17 protein-coding genes are annotated in these 21,344 nt (G+C 72.0%); 10 read left to right on the top strand and 7 right to left on the bottom strand.

The genetic code is table 11. The features are described from left to right. Positions 1–54 precede the first annotated feature (54 nt). Entirely contained in the window at positions 55–5,124 is a 5,070-nt protein-coding gene (locus tag AB5J50_RS36350) for an ATP-dependent helicase (RefSeq protein ID WP_369262750.1), read from the bottom strand. Between the two features lie 339 nt (positions 5,125–5,463). Here AB5J50_RS36350 and AB5J50_RS36355 point away from each other — a divergent pair, with 339 nt between their 5' ends. The 4 genes from AB5J50_RS36355 (at position 5,464) to AB5J50_RS36370 (ending at position 8,755) form a co-directional block, all read left to right on the top strand. Further along, positions 5,464–6,411, top strand: coding sequence for an AraC family transcriptional regulator (locus AB5J50_RS36355; protein ID WP_369262751.1), 948 nt, complete (start codon positions 5,464–5,466; stop codon positions 6,409–6,411). Next, positions 6,330–7,076: an AzlC family ABC transporter permease gene (locus tag AB5J50_RS36360; RefSeq protein WP_369262753.1), complete on the top strand. Its 747-nt coding sequence runs from the start codon at positions 6,330–6,332 to the stop codon at positions 7,074–7,076. Before AB5J50_RS36355 ends, AB5J50_RS36360 begins: the two co-directional genes overlap by 82 nt. Beyond that, the gene (locus AB5J50_RS36365; protein WP_369262754.1) at positions 7,073–7,381 is read left to right on the top strand and encodes an AzlD domain-containing protein; all 309 of its coding nucleotides are present in this window, start codon (positions 7,073–7,075) and stop codon (positions 7,379–7,381) included. The genes AB5J50_RS36360 and AB5J50_RS36365 overlap by 4 nt, the downstream gene beginning before the upstream one ends. Before the next feature lie 171 nt (positions 7,382–7,552). Then, positions 7,553–8,755: a PucR family transcriptional regulator gene (locus AB5J50_RS36370; RefSeq protein ID WP_369262755.1), complete on the top strand. Its 1,203-nt coding sequence runs from the start codon at positions 7,553–7,555 to the stop codon at positions 8,753–8,755. A 2-nt stretch (positions 8,756–8,757) separates the two neighbouring features. On the opposite strand, the gene AB5J50_RS36375 is transcribed toward AB5J50_RS36370, so the two are convergent. After that, positions 8,758–9,702, bottom strand: a complete 945-nt coding sequence (locus tag AB5J50_RS36375; RefSeq protein WP_369262757.1) for a hypothetical protein — start codon at positions 9,700–9,702, stop codon at positions 8,758–8,760. Between the two features lie 80 nt (positions 9,703–9,782). On the opposite strand from AB5J50_RS36375, the gene AB5J50_RS36380 reads away from it, so the two are divergent. Next, positions 9,783–9,977, top strand: a complete 195-nt coding sequence (locus AB5J50_RS36380) for a DUF3046 domain-containing protein (RefSeq protein WP_327432173.1) — start codon at positions 9,783–9,785, stop codon at positions 9,975–9,977. A gap of 60 nt (positions 9,978–10,037) precedes the next feature. Then, the gene (locus AB5J50_RS36385; protein WP_369262759.1) at positions 10,038–11,252 is read left to right on the top strand and encodes an AI-2E family transporter; all 1,215 of its coding nucleotides are present in this window, start codon (positions 10,038–10,040) and stop codon (positions 11,250–11,252) included. On the opposite strand, the gene AB5J50_RS36390 is transcribed toward AB5J50_RS36385, so the two are convergent. After that, positions 11,242–12,042 (bottom strand): hypothetical protein, encoded by an 801-nt coding sequence (locus AB5J50_RS36390; RefSeq protein ID WP_369262760.1) that lies wholly within the window; start codon positions 12,040–12,042, stop codon positions 11,242–11,244. The two genes, AB5J50_RS36385 and AB5J50_RS36390, sit on opposite strands and share 11 nt — an antisense overlap. A gap of 345 nt (positions 12,043–12,387) precedes the next feature. Here AB5J50_RS36390 and recA point away from each other — a divergent pair, with 345 nt between their 5' ends. From recA to AB5J50_RS36410, 4 genes are all read left to right on the top strand, one after another. Continuing rightward, positions 12,388–13,512 (top strand): recombinase RecA, encoded by a 1,125-nt coding sequence (recA, locus tag AB5J50_RS36395; RefSeq protein ID WP_369262761.1) that lies wholly within the window; start codon positions 12,388–12,390, stop codon positions 13,510–13,512. A 3-nt stretch (positions 13,513–13,515) separates the two neighbouring features. After that, positions 13,516–14,475 (top strand): recombination regulator RecX, encoded by a 960-nt coding sequence (gene recX, locus AB5J50_RS36400; protein ID WP_369262762.1) that lies wholly within the window; start codon positions 13,516–13,518, stop codon positions 14,473–14,475. Positions 14,476–14,800: 325 nt separating this feature from the next. Then, positions 14,801–15,487, top strand: coding sequence for a helix-turn-helix domain-containing protein (locus AB5J50_RS36405; RefSeq protein ID WP_327432178.1), 687 nt, complete (start codon positions 14,801–14,803; stop codon positions 15,485–15,487). Beyond that, positions 15,484–18,018 carry an FtsX-like permease family protein gene (locus AB5J50_RS36410; RefSeq protein WP_369262763.1) on the top strand — a complete coding sequence of 845 codons (2,535 nt, stop codon included), beginning with the start codon at positions 15,484–15,486 and terminating at the stop codon, positions 18,016–18,018. Before AB5J50_RS36405 ends, AB5J50_RS36410 begins: the two co-directional genes overlap by 4 nt. Before the next feature lie 108 nt (positions 18,019–18,126). Here AB5J50_RS36410 and AB5J50_RS36415 read toward each other — a convergent pair whose 3' ends face one another. The 4 genes from AB5J50_RS36415 to AB5J50_RS36430 form a co-directional block, all read right to left on the bottom strand. Further along, complete coding sequence (locus AB5J50_RS36415; RefSeq protein ID WP_369262765.1) at positions 18,127–18,522, bottom strand: rhodanese-like domain-containing protein; 396 nt, start codon at positions 18,520–18,522, stop codon at positions 18,127–18,129. Continuing rightward, positions 18,519–19,052, bottom strand: coding sequence for a cysteine dioxygenase (locus AB5J50_RS36420; RefSeq protein ID WP_369262767.1), 534 nt, complete (start codon positions 19,050–19,052; stop codon positions 18,519–18,521). Before AB5J50_RS36420 ends, AB5J50_RS36415 begins: the two co-directional genes overlap by 4 nt. A 76-nt stretch (positions 19,053–19,128) precedes the next feature. Next, complete coding sequence (locus AB5J50_RS36425) at positions 19,129–19,176, bottom strand: hypothetical protein (RefSeq protein ID WP_309506048.1); 48 nt, start codon at positions 19,174–19,176, stop codon at positions 19,129–19,131. 314 nt (positions 19,177–19,490) lie between these two features. Continuing rightward, positions 19,491–21,200, bottom strand: a complete 1,710-nt coding sequence (locus tag AB5J50_RS36430; RefSeq protein WP_369262769.1) for an FAD-dependent monooxygenase — start codon at positions 21,198–21,200, stop codon at positions 19,491–19,493. Between the last annotated feature and the right edge of the window lie 144 nt (positions 21,201–21,344).

Consider the following 21,344-nt stretch of genomic DNA (forward strand, 5'->3'; position numbering starts at 1 on the left):
GGCGTCGAGGTGGGGTCTGCGGGGTGCAGGGTGCGCGGGGCGTCTGTACGGGACTCAGGCGCGGAGGCGCAGTCCGCGGGGGGTCGCGATGAAGCCTGCTCCTTCCAGGAGGGTGCCGAAGGGGGAGGTCAGCGCGGAGGCGCCGTTGACGCGCTCCACCGTGACCGTGCCGAGGGAGCCCGCGCGGGCCGCTGCGGCGAGGGTCTCGGCGGCGGTGTGCAGCCGCGCGTCCTCGGCGACCGAGCTGTCCGGGTCGGCGGGCCAGGCCAGCAGGGTCTTGCCGCCGCGCTCCATGTACAGGGTCAGCTCGCCGTCGACGAGCACGACCAAGGAGCCCGCCTTTCGGCCCGGCTTGTGCCCGGCGTCGGTCGGGGGCTCGGGCCAGGGAAGGGCCGCGCCGTAGGCGTTGGCGGGGTCGGCGGCGGCCAGGACAACGGCTGACGAGCTTGAGCGGGGGCGGGAGCGACTGTTCGAGAAGGCTGGGGTGTTGGGGTAGGCGGCGATGTGAGGGTGGGTGGAGGCGTTGGGGTGGGTGGAGCGGGCCGGGAAGGCCGAGATGGCCGAGTCGGCCGAGAAGCTGTGGTCGTCGGTGAAGCCGGGTTCGTCCGGGAAGCCGGAGGCGTCCGGGTACGCGGAACCGTCGGGGAAACCGGAGTCGTCAGGCAAGGCGGAACCGTCCGGGACGCCGGAGGTGTTCGCCGGGTCGAGGTCGGGTGCGTAGCCGAAGGTGTCCTTGGGGGCTTGGCCGCCGGGGAAACCTGAGGTGTGCGCCGAGGCGCGGTCGCCGGGGAAGCCGGCAGGGTTCGTGGGGGTTCGGTCGCCAGGGAATCCGTAGGCGCCCGGGAAACCGTCCGGGGGGTTCGGGTCGGACAGGGCTTCGCCCCGGTCCCGCGCGTTCGCCGCCGCGCGCAGCCGGTCCACCGCGCCGTCCATCGCGAACTGGGCGGCGCCGAGACCTTCGACCACATAGCCGCGGCGTGCCTGGCCGCTGTCCTCGAATGCGGACAGGATGCGGTACACCGCCGAGAAGCCGCCCTCGACGCCCTCCGCGGCGACGGCGCCCCGGGTCACCACGCCGTGCCGGTCGAGCAGGGTGCGGGCCAGGGCGTGGGCGCGCACCGTCGGATCGGGCTCACGCTCGGGCAGCAGCGACCAGCGGCCCGCCACGGTCGGCGGGCCCGTACGGGACTGGGGGCGCGCGGCGCCGGTCAGGGAGCCGTAGCGTCCGCGCGGGACCGAGCGCTTGGCGCGGTGGGCCGTGGACCCGGCGGTGCGTCCCGAGCCCAGGAGGGAGCGCATCGGCGCGAGCGTGTCGTTCGTGAGCCGTCCTGACCAGGCCAGGTCCCAGACGGCGTCGGCCAGTTGGGGATCGGTGGCGTCGGGATGCGTGGTGGCGCGCACTTGGTCGGCGATCTGGCGGAAGAAGAGGCCGTAGCCCCCGGAGAGGGCGTCCAGGATCGACTGGTGGAGCGCGGTCGGCTCCAGGGGGTGCGGGGCCGGCAGGAGTAGCGGCGCCGCGTCCGCCAGATACAGCGAGACCCAGCCGTCCTTGCCCGGCAGCGACCCTGCCCCCGCCCAGACCACCTCTCCTGCGGCCGTGAGCTCGTCGAGCATCGCGGGGGCGTACCCGGCGACCCGGGAGGGCAGGACGAGTTTCTCCAGCGCGGACGCGGGCACGGACGCGCCCTGCAACTGCTCGATGGCGCGCACCAGTCCGTCGATTCCGCGCAGCCCGTGCCCGCTGCCCACGTGCTGCCACTGCGGCAGGAACTGCGCGAGCGCGGCGGGCGGCACCGGCTCCAGCTCGTGGCGCAGGGCCGCGAGCGAACGGCGCCGCAGCCGGCGGAGCACCGTCGCGTCGCACCACTCCTGGCCGATACCCGCCGGATGGAACTCCCCTTGTACGACACGGCCGCTCGCGGCGAGTCGCTGCAGCGCCCCGTCCGTGACGGCCGGACCGAGACCGAAGCGGGCGGCGGCCGTCGTCGAGGTGAACGGGCCGTGGGTGCGTGCGTACCGGGCGAGGAGGTCGCCGAGCGGGTCCTTGACCGGCTCGGTGAAGGCCTCCGGAACGCCGACGGGCAGCGCCGTACCGAGTGCGTCGCGCAGTCGGCCGGCGTCCTCGATCGCCGCCCAGTGGTCGGCCCCGGCGACGCGGACCCGGATGGCGCGGCGGGCGGCGGCCAACTCCTGGGCCCACTGCGGCTCGGCGCCCCGCTCGGCGAGCTCGGCGTCGGTGAGCGGGCCCAGCAGACGCAGCAGGTCGGCGACACTTTCGGCGTCCTTGGCGCGACGGTCCTCCGTGAGCCACTGGAGCTCCCGCTCCAGCTCGGCCAGGACATCGGCGTCGAGGAGCTCGCGCAGCTCGGCCTGACCCAGGAGCTCGGCCAGCAGCCGCGAGTCCAGCGACAGGGCGGCGGCGCGCCGCTCGGCGAGCGGTGAGTCACCCTCGTACAGGAACTGGGCGACGTATCCGAAGAGGAGGGAGCGGGCGAAGGGGGAAGGTTCGGGCGTGGTGACTTCGACGAGCCGCACCTTGCGGGACTCGATGTCGCCCATCAGTTCCGTGAGTCCGGGGACGTCGAAGACGTCCTGGAGGCATTCACGGACCGCCTCCAGGACGATCGGGAACGAGCCGAACTCGCTGGCCACCTGGAGGAGTTGGGCGGCACGCTGGCGCTGCTGCCACAGCGGGGTGCGCTTGCCGGGGTTACGGCGCGGCAGCAGCAGCGCGCGGGCGGCGCACTCGCGGAAGCGGGACGCGAAGAGCGCGGAACTGCCGACCTGGTCGGTGACGATCTGGTTGACCTCACCCTTGTCGAAGGCGACGTCCGCCGCGCCGACCGGCGCCTGCTCCGCGTCGTACTCCGTACCCGCCTTCATGGGTGCCTGGTCGAGGAGGTCGAGGCCCATGATGTCGGCGTCGGGCAGCCGCAGCACGATGCCGTCGTCGGCGTGCATCACCTGGGCGTCCATGCCGTACCGCTCGGAGAGCTTGGCGCCCAGAGCGAGGGCCCAGGGGGCGTGGACCTGGGCGCCGAAGGGGGAATGCACGACGACTCGCCAGTCGCCCAGCTCGTCGCGGAAGCGCTCGACGACGATGGTCCGGTCGTCCGGGATGTGCCCGCATGCCTCGCGCTGTTCGGCGAGGTACGAGAGCACGTTGTCGGCTGCCCAGGCGTCCAGGCCCGCGGCGAGAAGTCGGAGCCGGGCGTCGTCCTTGGGGAGTGAGCCGACCTCGCGGAGGAACGCGCCGACCGCGCGGCCCAGTTCGAGCGGGCGGCCGAGCTGGTCGCCCTTCCAGAACGGCAGCCTGCCCGGGACACCGGGTGCCGGGGAGACCAGAACGCGGTCGCGGGTGATGTCCTCGATGCGCCAGGAGCTGGTACCGAGCGTGAAGACGTCGCCCACACGGGACTCGTAGACCATCTCCTCGTCGAGCTCGCCGACCCGGCCGCCGCCCTTCTTGGGGTCGGCTCCCGCGAGGAAGACCCCGAAGAGCCCGCGGTCGGGGATGGTGCCACCTGAGGTGACGGCGAGGCGCTGCGCGCCGGGGCGCCCGGTGACCGTACCGGCGACGCGGTCCCACACCACGCGGGGCCTGAGCTCCGCGAAGGCGTCGGACGGATAGCGGCCCGCGAGCATGTCGAGCACGGCGGTGAACGCCGACTCCGGGAGCGAGGCGAAGGGGGCCGCCCGGCGGACCGTGGCGAGCAGGTCGTCGACCTGCCAGGTGTCGAGCGCGGTCATGGCGACGAGCTGCTGGGCCAGCACGTCCAGGGGATTGGCGGGCACCCGGAGGGACTCGATGGAGCCCGTGCGCATCCGCTCGGTGACCACCGCGGCCTGGACGAGGTCGCCGCGGTACTTGGGGAAGACGACGCCGGTGGAGACCGCGCCCACCTGGTGACCCGCGCGCCCCACGCGCTGGAGACCGGAGGCCACGGACGGCGGTGACTCGACCTGGATGACGAGGTCCACCGCTCCCATGTCGATGCCCAGTTCGAGGCTGGAGGTGGCGACCACTGCGGGCAGGCGGCCCGCCTTCAGGTCCTCCTCGACCAGCGCCCGCTGCTCCTTGGAGACGGAGCCGTGGTGGGCGCGGGCGATGACGGGCGGAGCTCCCTGCGCCGCGCCCGAGCCGCCCATCAGCTGGGCCGGGGCGTGAGCCTCCTCAAGGGGCTCGCCGGTCGCCCTCTCGTACGCGATCTCGTTGAGCCGGTTGCAGAGGCGCTCCGCCAGACGGCGGGAGTTGGCGAACACGATCGTCGAGCGGTGGGACTGGACGAGGTCGGTGATCCGCTCCTCGACATGCGGCCAGATGGAGGGCTTCTCGGCGCCCTCCTTGCCATCGGCGACCGGGGAGCCGCCCAACTCGCCCAGGTCCTCCACCGGGACGACCACGGAGAGGTCGAACTCCTTGCCGGACGGCGGCTGGACGATCTCCACCTTGCGCTGGGGCGAGAGATAACGCGCGACCTCGTCCACCGGACGGACCGTCGCGGAGAGGCCGATGCGGCGGGCGGGCTTGGGCAGCAGCTCGTCGAGGCGCTCCAGGGTGAGCGCGAGATGGGCGCCGCGCTTGGTGCCCGCGACCGCGTGCACCTCGTCCAGGATCACGGTCTCGATGCCCGTCAACGCGTCGCGCGTGGCCGATGTCAGCATCAGGAACAGTGACTCGGGGGTCGTGATCAGAATGTCCGGCGGGCGTGTGGCCAGCGCGCGGCGCTCTGCGGGCGGGGTGTCGCCGGAACGGATGCCGACCTTCACCTCGGGTTCGGGCTGCCCGAGCCGCACGGCTTCCTGTCGGATGCCGGTCAGTGGGCTGCGCAGATTCCGCTCCACGTCGACCGCGAGGGCCTTGAGCGGTGATACGTACAGCACGCGGCAGCGCTTCTTGGGGTCCGCCGGCGGTGGGGTCGAGGCCAGCTGGTCGAGCGCGGCGAGGAACGCGGCCAGGGTCTTGCCGGAGCCGGTCGGGGCGACCACGAGCACGTCCGAGCCCTCGCCGATGGCCGCCCATGCCCCGGCCTGGGCCGCGGTGGGCGCGGAGAAGGCCCCCGTGAACCAGCCGCGGGTCGCGGGGGAGAAGCCGTCGAGGGCTCGGTGTGCGGAGCTGACCATGCGTCCATCCTGCACCCGGCCACTGACAATCCGTCTGACCTGCGGGAACGCGGCCGGCGGGCTCATTTCGCGTGCGGTGGGTGGTGGGTCGGGGCGGCCGGGGCGGGGGTATCCGTCCTCGGTCTGGCGCGGAATCGGTTGCGTTTTGAAGGAGCCGGTGTTGACGGCCAGCCGCTGCGGGCGGACACCCCCGCCCCGGCCCCTTCCGCTGGTGGGCGGCTGTCGGCTGGTGGGGGGAGGGGTGCGTGCAGCGGCTGTCGGCTGGTGGGCGGCAGTGGCAGCTGTCCGGTGCGGCGTCATCGGGCGGCTGTCGTTGTGGTGGTCGCGGAGAATGATGGTGTGGCGGATTCGGGACGGGAGCGGGCGCGGCACTGGCAGTACGCGGAACTGCCCGGTGTCGATCTGCTGCGTGCCAGCTATGTCGAAAAGATCTTCGTGCGGCATACCCACGAGAACTTCGTCATCGCTGCCATCACCGACGGTGTCGAGGTCTTCCACCATGGCGGTGGCGACCAGTACGCGGGTCCGGGCGCCCTCGCGCTGGTCAACCCCGACACCCCGCACACGGGCCGGGCGGGCGTCCCCGAGGGCTGGCGGTACGGGGCGGTGTATCCGTCGCCGGAGCTGGTGGCCGAGATCGCCGCGGAGACCACCACCATCCGCGGCACCCCCGGATTCACCAGTCCGGTGCTCGACGACCCGTACGCGGCGGGCCTGGTCCACCAGGTGCTGCGGGCCGCCGAGGAGGGCAACGCGCTCGCCGCCGACACTCTGCTGCGCGCCGCCGTGACCCGGCTGCTGCGCCTGAACGGAGGCCCGCTGCCGCAGCGGGCCGTGCACACCGCGGGCGCCCGCGTCGCAGCACGCGCGCGTGCGGTGCTGGAGGAGCGGATGGTCGAGCCCCCTTCCCTGGAGCGGCTCGCCGCCGACCTCGGCACCAGCCCGTTCGCGCTGCTGCGCGCGTTCCGGGACACCTACGGCATGCCGCCCCACACCTGGCTGACCGACGCCCGCGTACGCCGGGCCCGCCACCTCCTGGACGCCGGTTCCGCGCCCGCCGAGGCGGCCGTCGCCGTCGGCTTCACCGACCAGCCGCATCTCAATCGGCACTTCACCCGGATCGTGGGCGTGCCCCCGGGCGCCTACCAGCGCGAGCGCAAGAACGTACAAGACGGTGACGGTCCACTGCTCCTACCGTCCAGGGCGTGGCAGAACAGACAGCTCTCGCAGACATACGCAGTGAAGAAGGCGGAAAACCCGACGCCGCCGTCGTCCGGGACGCCCTAGGGGTCGGGGTCGCCGTCGGACTGTCCGGGTTCGCCTTCGGGGTGACCTCGGCGGGCAGCGGGCTCACGCTGCTGCAGACCTGCGCGCTCAGCCTCCTGGTGTTCACCGGCGCCTCGCAGTTCGCGCTCGTGGGCGCGCTCGCGGCCGGAGGCAACCCGCTCACGGCAGCCGCGGGCGCCTTCTTTCTCGGGGTGCGCAACGCCTTCTACGGACTGCGCCTGTCGCAACTGCTCGCCCTCCCGCGCGCGGTGCGACCGTTCGCCGCGCAGTGGGTCATCGACGAGACCACCGCGGTCGCGCTCGCCCAGCCCACCCGCCGCAGCGTACGCATCGGCTTCACCGTCACCGGGCTCTCCCTCTACGTGCTGTGGAACCTCACCACCCTGCTCGGCGCCGTCGGGGCCGAAGCCATCGGCGACACCGACGCGTGGGGGCTGGATGCCGCCGGACCCGCCGTCTTCCTGGCGCTGCTCTCGCCGATGCTGAAGACCACCACGGAGCGCACGGTCGCGGGTATCGCGGTCCTTCTGGGGCTCGGTCTGCTGCCCGTGCTGCCCGCCGGAGTTCCCGTACTGGTGGCCGCGCTGGCCGCTCCCGCCGTCCTCTACGTAGAGGGGCGCCGCAGTTCGAAGACCGCCAATGACGTGCCAAGGGAAGATCGTTGAACATCTGGATCGCCATCGGCGCGACCGCCGTCGGCTGCTACGCCGTCAAACTCATCGGGCTGCTGATCCCCGCCGGCGTACTGGAACGTCCCCTCGTCCGGCGCCTCGCCGCCCTGCTGCCCGTCGCCCTTCTCGCCGCTCTCACGGCCCAGCAGACCTTCGCCGACGGGCGCGTCCTGGTCATGGACGCGAAGGCCGCGGGACTTGCCGCGGCGGCCGTCGCGCTGATCCTGCGCGCCCCCTTCCTGCTCGTGGTCGCCGCGGCGGTGGTGGTGACGGCGGGGGTGCGGGCGGTGACCGGCTGACGTCCGGCGTACAGCGCTGTCGGCCTTCACGCGTGCGTGTGGGCCGAAGGCCCCTCCAAGGCGTTGAAGGCAGCACAGTCGGCCGGGACCTCCGGAGCGATGCGGTCGATACGTCACAGGCCGCCTGGGTACTGTGACGCGTCACAAGCCGCCCGCCCGCAGGAGCCCGCCGTGCCCCTCTCCGCAGCCGCCAGGGCGCTCGCGCTGCGCTGCGAGCCCCGGGTCAACGAACTGGCCCGGCGGATGACCCGCGAGTCCTTCGAGGAGCTCCCCGGCTACGCGGAGCTCCCGGACGATCTGAAGGATCTGGAGATCGCGGCGACGGCCCGGCACGGCATCCGGCTGTTCCTGCGCCGCGTGGGCGATCCGGATCTCGCGCGCGCGGACCTGCGTCTGTTCCGCGAGCGGGCCGCTCAGCGCGCCGAGGAGGGCATGCCGCTGCACCTGCTGCTGCGCACGCACTCCCTGGGCGCGTACGTGCTGTGGCGGGCGCTGCGCGAGACGGCCCGGCCCGGGGAGGAGGCCGCCCTCGTGGAACTGGTCGACCTCCTCCTGGAGTCGCACCACAAGGTTGTGGGCGCGGTCGCCGAGACGTACGTCGACGAGCGCACCGCTCTGGAGGCCGACGCCCGCGCCCAGCGCCGCTCGCTGATCCGCGGGCTACTGGACGGCGTACTCAAGCCCGGACACATGCTCCTGGACGAGCTGCGCCTGGAAGGGCCCGCCCTGGTGCTCGCCCTCGACCTCGGAGTGTCGGCCGAGGGTCCCGTGGGCGAACGGCGGCGGCAGCGCAGGGCGCAGACCGTCCTGGACCACGCCTTCGGTACGGAGGTGGCGGCGCTCCTGGACACAGGCCTGGGCCGTGCCGTCGTCCCCAAGGAGTGCGAGCCGCCGGACGACCTCGCCCGGCGGCTGAGCAAGGCCCTGGGGACACCGGTCAGGGTCGCGCATGTGCCGGCCGCGGGGCCCGCGGACATCCCGGAGGCGGCCCGCACCGCGACGGAGATCCTGCGTGTCACGCGCGCGTGCGGACTGCCGCCCGAACTGCACCGCCTGGAGGACGTCCTTCTGGAGTTCCATCTCTCCCGGCCCGACCCCAGCAGCCACAAGATCGCCGCCCTGCTCGACCCGGTCGCCGACCGCCCCGAGCTCCTGGAGACCCTGCGCACCCACCTCGCGCATCAGCAGGACCGCAGGGCCACCGCCACCGCGCTGGGACTGCACCCGAACACCGTCGACAACCGGCTCGCCAAGATCGGGGAACAGTCCGGCATCGACCTCTCGTCGCCCCGAGGGGCGGCCCTGGCGATCGCGGCACTGCTTCTCAGGGACACCCAGGAAACGCCGCCCTACGGCCCGTACACGCGCCCCTGACATCAACCGATGGACCGTCCGTACGCCCGCAGCGTGCGCAACGCCTCGATCGTCACCATGGGGCGGCACTCCAGGGCGGTGCTCGGCGCCCACTGACGCCAGCGGATCGGCCAGCCTCCGTCCTCCTCCTGTTCGTCCGCCAGGTGGTCGAGCGAGCGCGTCATCTCCTCGTCGGTGAACCACGCGCGCGCGAGGGACTCGGGCGTCTTCGCGTAGTCGTGCGGGAAGTGGTGCTCGCCCGGCGCGTACCCGGGGGCGACCGGAAACGAATCAAGGTGCTCCGGGTCCAGCGCCGCCAGCCGCTGCTCGCGCACCAGGCGGCCAAGACGGTCGGCGGACGCCTCCGCGCGCGGGCGGTCGGGCGCGGAGTCCAGGAAGACGACGGCGGCCTCGATCTCGTACGGATGGGACTTCTCCAGCGAATCGACCGCCTGCCAGCAGAAGTCGGTGGCACGGAACAGCCAGGCGTGCCACACCTCGTTGCGGTGCAACAGGCCGACCACGGGACCGGTGGCCAGGAGTTCGCTCGGCGGGTCGTCGACGATCGGGACGAAGGGAGCCGTCGGATAGCCGCGTTGGCTGGGATGGATCGCCGGCAGTGCGCCGTCCGCCGTCGACACGGAGGTCAGATAGCGGCACACGCGCTCCACGCGCTGTCCGCCGCAGCGCCCGATCGAGTCCAGCACACGCAGCGCGTGCCCGGTGTGCAGCGGCTGGCTGACCGGGCCGCGCAGATCGGGTTCGAGCGCGTGACCGTACCCTTCGTCCTCGTTGCGGTAGGCGGCCAGCGCGGTCTCCACCGCGTCGGCGCCGCCGCCGAGGAAGTGGTACGCGAAGCGGCGCTGCTCCAGTACGCGTGCGGTGAGCCAGATGAAGTGCTCGGCGCGTGCGAGCGGGGAGCGCGCCGGGGGCGTCGGGGGGAGTGGGGATGCTCCTGTTTCGGCCATGCGTCAGACCGTAGGACGGAAAGCGGTCTCGGCAAGCGGTCCCGGCTCGGGCCCACTCTCAGGGGCGGGATACTGGAGTCATGCGGTTGACGGTCTTCTGGCAGCGGATGGCGGATCACTTCGGTGCGGGGTACGCCGATACCTTCGCGCGCGATCATGTGATGACGGAACTCGGCGGGCGCACCGTGCACGAGGCGCTGAACGCCGGCTGGGAGGCCAAGGACGTGTGGCGCGTGGTGTGCGCGACCATGAACGTTCCGTACGAAAGCCGCTGACGGACCGGGAAGATCCGGGGGCGGGGGCCGATTGTCGGTGGCGTGGGCGAGACTTGCACCGTGGCCCCGACAGACGAGACCGCACAGGTCGCCCAGCAGGCATCACCGTTCGGCACGACGCCGCCCACCGGCCCCCCGGCCGGGGACGCAGCCGCGCCCGGCGGGCGCATGCCGCGCTGGCTGCCGCGCGCCATGGTGCTCGCGCTCGCGCTCGTCGCTGTCTTCCAGCTGGGCAGTTGGGCGTTCCACCAGCTCACCAGCCTGCTGATCAACATTCTCATCGCGTTCTTCCTGGCACTCGCGATAGAACCCGCGGTGAGCTGGATGGCCTCGCGCGGCATGCGCAGGGGACTGGCCACCTTCCTCGTCTTCTTCGGCGCGACGATCGCGATCGCCGGATTCATCACGCTGCTCGGCTCGATGCTCGCGGGCCAGATCATCAAGATGATCGAGGGCTTTCCCGACTACCTCGACTCGGTCATCAACTGGATCAATACGCACTTCCACACGGACCTGAGACGGGTGGACATCCAGGACAGCCTGGTCCACTCCGACTGGCTGCGGAAGTACGTACAGAACAGCGCCACCGGCGTCCTGGACGTGTCCGCGCAGGTGCTGGGCGGCCTCTTCAAGCTGCTGACGATCGCGCTGTTCTCGTTCTATTTCGCCGCCGACGGACCGCGGCTGCGGCGCGCGCTGTGCTCGGTGCTGCCGCCCGCCCGGCAGGCCGAGGTGCTGCGCGCGTGGGAGATCGCCGTCGACAAGACCGGCGGCTATCTGTACTCACGCGGTCTGATGGCGCTGATCTCCGGCGTAGCGCACTACATCCTGTTGGAGTCCCTGGGCGTGCCCTACGCGCCCGTGCTCGGCGTCTGGGTGGGCCTCGTCTCGCAGTTCATCCCTACGATCGGCACCTATCTCGCGGGCGCCCTGCCGATGCTGATCGCCTTCACGATCGACCCCTGGTACGCGCTGTGGGTGCTCATCTTCGTTGTGATCTACCAGCAGTTCGAGAACTATGTGCTGCAGCCCAAGCTGACCGCCAAGACCGTCGACATCCACCCCGCGGTCGCCTTCGGGTCGGTCGTCGCGGGCACCGCGCTCCTCGGCGCCGTCGGCGCGCTGATCGCCATCCCCGCCGTCGCCACGCTGCAGGCCTTCCTGGGGGCGTACGTGAAGCGCTACGACGTCACGGACGACCCCCGAGTGCACGGCCACCGCACACGGGGCTCGGGCACCTTCCTCGCGCGCGTGCGGCGGCTGTTCACCAGGTGAGGACCGCCCACACACCGGCGCCGACGACGGCCGCCGCGTAGCCGCCGACCGCCGCGTACATCACCCGCTGCTTGGTCCTGTCGCTCCAGGCGGCGCGCGACAGCAGCCAGGCCAGTGCGGGCAGCACCAGCACGGCGTGCAGGCTCACCCCGTGCAGCGGCTTGAGCGGGGCCGTCGAGTGGTACGCCGCCTCCTGGTGGCCGGTCCGGGTGAGGACGACCCCGCGCGCGATCATCGCGGCGCCCGTCAGCAGGGCGACGAGCAGGATCGCGAACCCGGAGCGCAGCGCGAGCGGCATCCCCTTGGGGCCTGCGGGGCGGTTCCGGAACGAGGCCACCGCGAACACGGTGAGCAGCACCACGAGAACCCCGCCGCCCACCGCGAGCGTCATGGACACCGCCGTGTCGAAGCCGGTCTCCATGTTGAGATGCGAGGGCACCCGACGCCACGCCTGCAGGGTGATCCCGCCCACTTCCACGACACAGTCGGCGGCGAACACCACGAGCAGCGTGGTGCGCAGCCGCGGCCCGACGCGCAGATACGACGTGACCCACGTGATCGCGATCAGCGTCAGCCCGAAGGAGAGTCCGAAGGTGACGGGCTTGCGCCAGGAGACGGGCCCGTCCCAGGGGCCACCGTCGACGGCGAAGACCACCAGATGCACGCATCCCGAGAGGACGAGCAGGGCACCGGTCGCATAGCAGAACCGCTCGGCCGGGCGGAGCGTGAGCTTCAAGGGCGTCAGCGTGAACTTCAGGGGTGTCCGGGACCGGGACCTCGTGGTTTCCATGCCCCAAGCCTCGCGAGCAGGCCTCACGGCGTCGTCGTACGGCCGAAGGCGCCCGCCGTACGCCCGGGGGAGTAGCCCGGTACCGACCGTGCCTGCGGGAAATCCGGGGCACTGTCGGACCGCGAACGTACTCTCGGAGGTGTCGCGTGGTGCGCTTGACACGAAAATCGAACATCCATTCTGATGGAGGCTCCGGCGGAGCTCTCGACGGGGATTTCGGCAGGGTTTTCATGGAGATGTGCCCGAGTTATCCACAGGCCGGACGGGCGTCGGGGCGCATTGTCAGTGGCAGGCGTTAGCGTCTTTGACGTGAAGCGATCGACTCAAGCAAATCGGGTGGAACCCATGGCAGGAACCGACCGCGAGAAGGCGTTGGACGCCGCGCTCGCACAAATTGAACGGCAATTCGGCAAGGGCGCAGTGATGCGCCTGGGCGAGCGGCCGAATGAGCCCATCGAGGTCATCCCCACCGGGTCGACCGCGCTCGACGTCGCCCTCGGTGTCGGCGGCCTGCCGCGCGGCCGAGTAGTGGAGGTGTACGGCCCGGAGTCCTCCGGTAAGACGACCCTGACTCTGCACGCGGTGGCGAACGCGCAGAAGGCCGGCGGTCAGGTGGCCTTCGTGGACGCCGAGCACGCCCTCGACCCCGAGTACGCGAAGAAGCTCGGCGTCGACATCGACAACCTGATCCTGTCGCAGCCGGACAACGGCGAGCAGGCTCTGGAGATCGTGGACATGCTGGTCCGCTCCGGCGCGCTCGACCTCATCGTCATCGACTCCGTCGCCGCCCTGGTGCCGCGCGCGGAGATCGAGGGCGAGATGGGCGACTCGCACGTGGGTCTGCAGGCCCGTCTGATGAGCCAGGCACTCCGGAAGATCACCAGCGCGCTCAACCAGTCGAAGACCACCGCGATCTTCATCAACCAGCTCCGCGAGAAGATCGGCGTCATGTTCGGCTCCCCGGAGACGACGACCGGTGGCCGGGCCCTGAAGTTCTACGCCTCGGTGCGGCTCGACATCCGTCGCATCGAGACGCTGAAGGACGGCACCGACGCGGTCGGCAACCGCACCCGCGTCAAGGTCGTCAAGAACAAGGTCGCGCCGCCCTTCAAGCAGGCCGAGTTCGACATCCTCTACGGGCACGGCATCAGCCGCGAGGGCGGCCTGATCGACATGGGCGTGGAGCACGGCTTCGTCCGCAAGGCCGGCGCCTGGTACACGTACGAGGGTGACCAGCTCGGTCAGGGCAAGGAGAACGCGCGCAACTTCCTGAAGGACAACCCCGACCTCGCCAACGAGATCGAGAAGAAGATCCTGGAGAAGCTGGGCGTCGGTGTGAGGCCGCAGGAGCCCACCGCCGAGCCGGGCGCGGACGCGGCGGTCTCGGCCGCCCCGGGCGAGGCCGCGAAGACGGTGCCCGCTCCGGCGGCCAAGGCCACCAAGCCCAAGACCGCGGCGGCCAAGAGCTAGTCCATGACGCGACGAACCGACTGGGCCGAGTACGCCTACCCTGTCGCCCCGGAGGGGCCAGGGCAGGGGTACCACGGGGGCGACAGTGGCTCGGCCGGAAACGGTGACGGGGGGTACGGCGGCGGGACGTACGGCCCCGACGACGGGCTCTACGGCGGCGAGGGCGGCGCCGAGGGGTTCTACGGCGGCGATCCGGGCGCCGGTGCGGACGGTGATCCGGACGGCGAAGCCTCGCCGGACGGAGGCTCGCGGCGCGGTGAACGCCAGCCGGGCGGCCACGGTTCGCCGGGCGGCGCCTCACGCCGAGGCGGCGGTCGGCTTGGCGACGGCGGCTCGCGTGGTGACGGTGGAGCGCGTGGTGGACGAGGGCGTCGCAGGCGTGGCGGTTTCGGTGAGCCGTCCGGCGACCCACAGGACGGAGGCACCCCTTCCTCGTCGAGGGCCGAGAAGGGGGAGCCCCCAGGGGACCCGGCTGAGCGGGCGCGGGCAATCTGTCTGCGCCTGCTCACCGGGACCCCGCGCACCCGCAAGCAGCTCGCGGACGCACTGCGCAAGCGCGAGATCCCGGACGACGTGGCGGACGAGGTGCTGTCACGGTTCGAGGAGGTCGGCCTGATCAACGACAGTGCCTTCGCGGACGCCTGGGTGGAGTCCCGGCACCACGGCCGGGGTCTGGCCAGGCGGGCTCTCGCCCAGGAGCTGCGGACCAAAGGCGTGGACTCGACGCTGATCGACGAGGCCGTCGGGCAGCTCGACTCCGAGCAGGAGGAGGCGACCGCGCGCGAGCTGGTCGCCCGCAAGCTGCGCTCCACGCGCGGCCTCGACCGCGACAAGCGGTTGCGGCGCCTCGCGGGCATGCTCGCCCGCAAGGGCTATTCCGAAGGCATGGCCCTGCGCGTGGTCCGCCAGGCGCTGGAGGAGGAGGGCGAGGACACGGAGGGGCTCGGGGACGAGGGGTTCTGACCCCATGAGGGCTCTGAGAGCGTTGGCCCAGAGTGCCCGGGGGTGGCCCGGAGCCCTGACCGGCTGCACCGTAATCCGATCCCAAATACATGACCCAATCCCGGGCCTTGAACACGGTGGACGCGCGGGGGCGCCGATCGCGTTCAGGGCCCGGACGTATGCCTGGACCCATGCCCGGATGCCTGCCTGGTCGCCTGCCGGACGCGTGCCCGGACGCATGGGCTGAGCCGGTCAACTCCCGGTGGCCGGGGTGGGGTTAACCCCCGGCTGAAGACGCCGGGCCGCCGCAATGCACAGACACCTGTGCACAGACGACTGTGTACGCATGGCACAGGAACCCGGCGCAGAAGAGGAAACACCCCCGAAGGCGCCGCACGCCTCCACCGAGCTCTCCGACCTCGCCACGCTCAAGGCCCTCGCGCAGCCCCGGCGGCAGCGCATGCTCCAGCACCTCACCGTGCACGGCCCCGCCACGTCGGCGACGCTCGCCCGAGCGCTGGGACTCAACACCGGAACCACCAGCTACCACCTGCGCGAACTCGCCCGATACGGCTTCGTGGAAGAGCAGGCCGAGGCGAACGGCCACGGCCGGGAGCGCTGGTGGCGGGCCGTCCCCGGTGACCGGCGCTTCCCGCCGCGCAGCCGCCAGAGTCCCGAGATGCGGCTCGTCATGGACGAGTTGAACCATCACGCGTACGCCGCCGACCTCGAACTCTTCGAGCAGATGCAGCTCCAGCCAGGCGCGGGCGAGGATCCCTGGGCCGACGCGTTCCCCTACTCGCGCGGCAGCATCCGGCTGACGCTGCCCGAACTCCGCGCGTTCTTCGAGGAGTACATCGCGCTCCTCAACCGCTACAAGCGCCCGGAAGCCGACACCCCGCCCGACGCGCGCACAGTACTCACCCGTTTCCTCGCCTTCCCGACCCCTGACGGAGCGCCAGAGAGCTGCCCGGCGCCCCACGGTACGGACCACGACGCGCACCACAACAGAGAAGAGAGCGACCCCTCATGATGCTGCGCTATGCCCTGCAGAGCGTCCGAGCACGCAAAGGCGGCTTTCTCGGCGCCTTTCTCGCCCTGATGTGCGCGGCCGCTCTCATCACCGCCTGCGGCACCCTCCTGGAAACGGGCCTGCGCGGCACGATCCGCAGCGAACGCTATGCCGCGGCCCCCGTCGTGGTCTCCGCCGATCAGAACGTCCATCAGACCACCGTCAAGCACAAGAAGGGCAAGACCAAGGTCAAGCACAAGGCCAAGCCCCTCGCGGAACGGGCCTGGCTGTCGGGCGACCTGGCGGCACGGTTGCGCCAGGCTCCCGGTGTAGGCCGAGTCATCCCCGAACTGACCTTCCTGGCCCAGCCGTTGGCACCCCGCGGGAGCGTCGACAAGGACCGGCCCGCCTACGGTCACGCCTGGGAGTCCGCCGCGCTGACCCCGTACACACTCATCACCGGCACCGCGCCCAAGGCCGACGGCGACCTCGTCGTCGACCGCCACTTCGCCGAGCGCGCCCACCTCAAGGCCGGCGACCGCCTCACCGTCCAGTCGACGCAGTCCCCGCGCACCTACCGGATCACCGGGATCGCCGAGCCCGCCGCAGCCGTACGCCACCAGACCTCCCTCTTCTTCTCGACCTCCGAGGCCCGGCGCCTGGCCGCGCACCCCGGGCAGGTCACCGCCTTCGGCGTACTGCCCGCTGAGGGCACCGACACCGCTGCCCTCAAGCGGTCCGTCGCCAAGGCACTGCACGGCACCACCGCGCAGGTCAGCGCGGGAGACGGCCGTGGCCCGGTCGAGTTCCTGGACGCGGCCGCCGCCCGGACGAAGCTGGTCAGCATGGGCGGTGCCATGGGCGGCACCTCGCTGCTGGTGGCCGTGCTGGTGGTCGTCGGCACCTTCGCCCTGTCCGTGCAGCAGCGCCATCGCGAACTCGCCCTGTTGCGGGCCATCGCCGCCACGCCGGGCCAGATCCGCGCACTTCTCGGCAGGGAGGCCCTCATCGTCGGGGTTGCCGCCGGTGTGACCGGCGCACTCGCGGGGCTGCCGCTGGGCAGCTGGCTGCACAGCCGGTTCGTCGCCATGGGCGCCGTCCCGGCCACGCTTCAGCACACCGTCAGCGTCTTCCCGCTGTTCGCCGCGGTCGCCGCGACACTCCTCGGCGCCTGGGCCGCCGCGCGTATCTCGTCCCGCCGCATCACCCGGATCCGCCCGGCCGAGGCGCTCGCCGAAGCCCGGGTCGAGCCCGCTCGCCCCGCATGGGGACGGGTCCTCGCCGGCTTCGCGCTGCTGGCCGGCGGCGCCGTCCTCGTCGCCGTGCTCAGCGTTCTGCGCACCGAGCCCGCCTCAACCCCCGTGACCTTCCTTGCCGTTGTGGTCCTGGCCTCCGCTGTGGCACTGCTCGGTCCTCTGCTGGTCAAGGCGGCCGCGGCCGTACTCGCGGGCCCATTGCGGCTGAGCGGTCCCGGCGGCCGTCTGGCCCGAGCCAACCTTCGCGGCAACGCGGCCCGCATGGCCTCCGTCGTCACTCCCCTCACCCTCCTCATCGGTATGACCTGCACGGTTCTCTTCGTCCAGCCGACGCTCGGCGATGCGGCCCGGGCCCAGGCGCGCGAGGGCATCCGCGCCGACTGGGTGCTCGCCGCCCAGGGCCCCGGCGTCCCGGCCGAGGCCGCACGGCAGTTGCGTACGGGCGACGACGTCGTCACCGAAGTGGTCCGTACGACCGTGCGCGTGGGCCTCGACAAGTACGCGGCCCAGGGCGTCACGCCGGCCGGGCTGACCCGCACCTGGGACCCGGACGTCACGGCGGGCTCCCTGAAGGGCCTCAAGGACAGCACCGTCGCTGTCAGTGAACTCGCCGCGGACCAGCTTCACTTGAAGCCCGGCAGCACACTGAAGGTCACTCTCGGCGACGGCACACCCGTCACGCTCACCGTCGCCGCCGTCTACGCCAAGGGTCTCGGCTTCGGCGACCTCACCTTCGCCCATGACCTGGTCGCGCGCCATGTGGACAACCCGCTCGCCACCTCCGTCCTTGTCACCACCGCCCGTACACAGACACAACTCGCGACTACTCTCCGTAAGTTCCCGGCGGTCCATGTCCTCGCGCCGGCCGCCGCGGACTCGATCCAGGCCGCCCGCCAGCAGGCGAACGCCGAGGTCAACTACCTCGCCATGGGACTGGTCCTGGCCTTCACCGCCATCGCCGTCGTCAACACGCTGGCCATGTCGGTCTCCGAGCGGGTCCGCGAGTTCGCGATGCTCCGCCTCGCCGGGGCGACCCGTCGGCAAGTACTGCGGATGCTGCGGACCGAGGCGGTGTCGGTGCTGCTGCTCGCCACCGCGCTCGGCAGCGGAATCGCGCTCGCCGTCCTGACCGCGTTCAGCGTCGGCATGACGGGCAGCGCGGCTCCGGCGGTCACACCCCTGGTGTACGTGACGGTCATCGCGGTGGCCGGTGCGCTTGCCCTCGTCGCCTCCGCGCTGCCGGGCCGGGTGGCGTTGCAGGTTCGCCCTGTCACGGTGGCCACGGCCAAGGAGTAAGGGGCAGTACGCAAGGGTGGGCGTCCCTTACATCAAGGGGCGCCCACCACTACGTACGACCTGAAGAACTTTCCCTGCGGTCGGGGAAGTCCATGGGGCGGCGGCCGCCTAGGCGGCGGTCACTGGGAACCCGGCCGACTTCCAGGCCTGGAATCCGCCGACCAGATCGGTCGCTCGGTGCAGCCCCAACTGCCGCAGGGACACGGCCGCGAGGCTAGACGCGTACCCCTCGTTGCAGAACACCACGATCCGCAGGTCATGGCTCGTGGCCTCCGGGGCGCGGTGGCTGCCTTGGGGGTCGAGACGCCATTCCAGTTCGTTGCGCTCGACGACGAGGGCGCCGGGGATCAGGCCGTCGCGCTCGCGCAGGGCCGCGTAGCGGGTGTCGACCAAGAGCGCCTCGCCCGCCTGCGCGGCTTCGTACGCGTCCTTGGCCTCCACTCGGTCCAGGCCCTCGCGGACCCGCTCCAGCAACTCGTCGATGCCCACGCGCCGGGTGGTCACTGCCAGTCCTCCGGACGTTCGACGTGCTCCAGGCGCAGCACCTGGCCCGTACGGCTGTAGCGGCGGATCTGCGGGAGCGGCGGGTAGTAGGCGTGGACCGAGATCGCGTGCTTCTCAGGGGACTCGTTGAGTACCTCGTGCACGTGGTGGCGGCCGAAGGAGCGGCCCTTGCCCGTCGGCAACGTCCGTTCCCGGTCGATGTCCTCGGCGAGTTCCAGGGTCTTCCAGCCGTCGGCGGGCAACCGGGCGGCGAGGGAGTTCTCCTTGAGTTCGCCCGACGCGGTGAGGAAGGCGCCCACCGATTCGGCGTGGTCGTGCCAGCCGGTTCCGGTGCCGGGGGGCCAGCCGATGAGCCAGGCCTCGCTGCCGCCCGGGCCTTCGAGGCGCACCCAGGTACGGCCCTCGGGGTCGAGCGGGAGCGAGGCGATCAGCTCGGTGTCGGCGGCCGTGCGGCGTACGAAGTCGAGCAGGTCGGCCTGGGTGGGAGTTTGCGGGGGTGCGGAGACAGAGACAGAGGGGGACACAGACACTCGTAACCGTCCTGGGGGTTCGCGTGGGGCGCGCAGCGGCACAAGGGCGGCGCGCGAAAGAGGGAGGGATGCGAATTCAGCAGGACGGACGACACACGCAGCCCGCATAGCGGACGAGGTCCATATGGACCCTCCGCCACAGGCGCACACAGGTGTCGGTCACGATCCGGAGTACACCATGGGGGTGCGGGCCGGTCAACTCACCGTCACCATGTGGACGCTCGGTGACGGTGAGTGCGGTGGACGGCCTGGGGCCGGCCGGGCGCGGGGCTTCGACACCCCGGCTCGTGGGCGGGGCAGGGCGGCGGTACGCGGACTCGGACAGGGCGGATTCCGGGCGACCCGGCCCACCCGTTACCCCGGGCTCGGACGGCCCCGGTCTCCGTTGCCGGGGGGCGTCACCGCCTGCTCGGCCCCTGTTCCGCCTGCACCAGAAGTTCAGCCCGTGCTCGCCGTGGCCTCCGCCTTCGTCGGTCCGCCCAGTGTCGCCTCGGCCGCCTCGTACAGGTCGGCCGGGCGCACCCCGCTGAACGCGCTGACCAGGTGGCCGTCGGGACGGACGAGGAGCACGGTGTGGGCGGCGGCGCCCGGATAGCTCTCGGCGACCAGCAGCTCGGCGGGGTGCGGCAGGGCGGTCACGGCGGCCGCGAGCCGGGGCATGATTCCGGCCGTCACCCAGTGCTTCCGCTCCCAGACGCCCGTCCCCGGAGCGATCAGCATCACGAGCAACACTCCGCGCCCGAGCCGCTCCCGCAGTCGTACGAACGAGCCGTCCTCCGCGGTCACCCGCACATCGACGACCGGGGCTCCGGGCGCGGTGTCCACGGGAGCCGCCGAGTCGGCGTGTGGCGGCGCGAGCGGGGAGTCGGCGTACGCTCCCGGCGCTCCCAGCGGGCCGCGCCCCAGGTGGCCGTCCGTGAGCAGCGCGTCGTGGCCGCGGGCCGACCCGGGGACATACGAGCGCAGGCCCCCGCCGCCGCGCAGCAGCGGCAACGCCTGGTCGGCGGCGCGCAGCCGGGCGGCGACGACGGCGCGCCGCTCCACCTGGTAGCTGTCCAGCAGCGTCTCGTGCGGCCCGTGGTGCCAGGCCAGCGCCAGCTTCCAGGCGAGGTTGTCCGCGTCCCGCAGGCCCTCGTCCAGGCCCTGGGTGCCGAGCGCGCCCAGCAGGTGTGCGGCGTCCCCCGCGAGGAAGACACGGCCGACCCGCCACCGCCGGGCCAGGCGGTGGTGGACGGTGTGGACTCCGGTGTCGAGCAGTTCGTACGCGGGTGTGGAGCCGCCGCTCCAGCCCGCGAGGGTCTCCCGGATGCGTGCCAACAGCAGGTCGGGCGTGACCAGGTCCTTGCCCGGGGGCAGCAGCCAGTCCAGGCGCCACGCGTCGTCGGCGAGGGGGCGCGCGGTCACCTCCCCGGCCGAGGGGCCCGACGTCCGCCACGGCGGCATCCGATGCAACAACGCCTCGCCGGGCCACGGAAGTTCCGTACGCAGCGCCGCGACGGCGTGCCGTTCGACGGCGGTACGTCCGGGGAAGCGGATGTCCTGGAGTTTGCGCACCGTCGAGCGCGGTCCGTCGCAGCCGACGAGATAACTGCCGCGCCACCAGGTGCCCTTGGCGCCCCGGGTGTGTGCGGTGACGCCCGAGGTCTCCTGCTCGATGGAGTCGAGGCGGCTGTTCACGGCGACCTTGATCAGCCGCTCGTGGACGATGGCGTCGCGCAGGGCGCCGGTCAGCGCGTGCTGGGCGATGTGCAGCGGGGCGGGGTACGCCTCGGCGTCCGCGGAGCCTTCCGGGTCCCGGGAAGCGCGGATGTCCCTGGAGCCCTGTGCGCCCCTGGTGGTGCCGGCCGCGCGCCTGGAACTCTCCGCGTCCCCGGAACCCTGCGTGTCGAACGCGATTTCACGCATCACCTGCTTGCGCCGCATCGACCGCCATCCGGCCCAACGGAAACCGGCCTCGGAGAGCGGGAAGCCGGTGAGCCGCTCGACGAGCGCGGTCGTGTCCTCGCGCAGGACGACCGTCCGCGCGGGCCGCTGCTCGTCCTTGCCCGGGCCCTCGTCGAGGATCACGGAAGGGACTTCCTGGCGGGCGAGCGCCAGGGCGAGCGTGAGCCCCACGGGCCCCGCTCCGACGATGATCACCGGGTCCACGGCGCGGTGCCCCCTGCCCGGAGCGGTGTCCTGAGGGACATAGGGGAACAGGCAGTTGGAGCGGGGTGCACGATCACAGAACGTATGCAACCCATTGCCGGTGCTTGCGTCAAGTGACGGAGGCAGCGGCCATCACGCCGCTGC

The organism is Streptomyces sp. R35, assembly GCF_041053035.1.
GTDB classification, from domain to species: domain Bacteria; phylum Actinomycetota; class Actinomycetes; order Streptomycetales; family Streptomycetaceae; genus Streptomyces; species Streptomyces lutosisoli.

Coding starts and splice junctions, on each gene's coding strand:
- AB5J50_RS36350 (WP_369262750.1), bottom strand. CDS start 5,124: ATGGTCAGCTCCGCACACCGAGCCCTCGACGGCTTCTCCCCCGCGACC.
- AB5J50_RS36375 (WP_369262757.1), bottom strand. CDS start 9,702: ATGGCCGAAACAGGAGCATCCCCACTCCCCCCGACGCCCCCGGCGCGC.
- AB5J50_RS36380 (WP_327432173.1), top strand. CDS start 9,783: ATGCGGTTGACGGTCTTCTGGCAGCGGATGGCGGATCACTTCGGTGCG.
- AB5J50_RS36390 (WP_369262760.1), bottom strand. CDS start 12,042: ATGGAAACCACGAGGTCCCGGTCCCGGACACCCCTGAAGTTCACGCTG.
- recA (WP_369262761.1), top strand. CDS start 12,388: ATGGCAGGAACCGACCGCGAGAAGGCGTTGGACGCCGCGCTCGCACAA.
- recX (WP_369262762.1), top strand. CDS start 13,516: ATGACGCGACGAACCGACTGGGCCGAGTACGCCTACCCTGTCGCCCCG.
- AB5J50_RS36405 (WP_327432178.1), top strand. CDS start 14,801: ATGGCACAGGAACCCGGCGCAGAAGAGGAAACACCCCCGAAGGCGCCG.
- AB5J50_RS36410 (WP_369262763.1), top strand. CDS start 15,484: ATGATGCTGCGCTATGCCCTGCAGAGCGTCCGAGCACGCAAAGGCGGC.